Raw genomic sequence first — 700 nt, 5'->3', positions numbered from 1 at the left:
TATATTCCAAAGCGGTATGGTATTCCTAATTTAGAATTTCGGAATCAAGAAAGACGCACCTTTAGATTAGCTTGGGAGTTGAGAGAAATTTTTGAGAAAGAAGGCCAACCTTTGTGGACTTCTTGTACTATAAAAGTAATTGGCACGAAATTATCTGCTGAATTTGACTATGCACCTTGGAATGAAAGTGATTATAGTTCAGGTCAACAAATGGACTTTTTTGAATATAAATATCTCGGAAAGCAACCAGCTAATGAAAAAGAACTAGAACAGTTCAAGGCTATGAAAGCCTTCCAAAGAGAGCATAATGGCAAATAGTTATATCTAAAGAATAAACCACCTACGCGGTGGTTTTCTTGTTGTTTAACAAATGTTGGTACATATGGTTTATGGTATACTATGGTTGTAGAGAAATGATGCTAAAAATCAAATCGGAGGAAAACATGCTAGAAAACTTTATCAAAGTGGCAGATATGCCCCAAGAAGTTATTGAAAAATACAAGGACCAAGTCCCTGCTGAGTTGTTACAGATTTGGCAGGAAGATGGCTTGGGAACCTTTTTAGATGGTTATCTCAAAGTCATTAATCCAGATGACTATCTTGAACTTCTCCAAGATAGTTATTTCAGAGGAGATATCGCTTTTCCTATGTTCGTAACAGCATTTGGAGATATTATTACTTGGGAAGAGAATGAATTTGT

2 protein-coding genes are annotated in these 700 nt (G+C 35.6%); both read left to right on the top strand.

Annotated features, from left to right (window positions below):
- On the top strand, nucleotides 1-318 hold a 318-nt coding region (locus HMPREF2685_RS00040; protein ID WP_070464523.1), incomplete at its 5' end, for an immunity protein YezG family protein.
- Between the two features lie 125 nt (nucleotides 319-443).
- Nucleotides 444-700 (top strand): GAD-like domain-containing protein (locus HMPREF2685_RS00035; protein ID WP_315940833.1); only part of this gene is annotated, 257 nt, incomplete at its 3' end.

Origin of the sequence: Streptococcus sp. HMSC074F05 (genome assembly GCF_001808725.1) — a bacterium.
Classification (GTDB): domain Bacteria; phylum Bacillota; class Bacilli; order Lactobacillales; family Streptococcaceae; genus Streptococcus; species Streptococcus parasanguinis_I.
The sequence above is the reverse complement of the archived record's forward strand: the minus strand, read 5'-3'. Positions and strand labels throughout refer to the sequence as shown.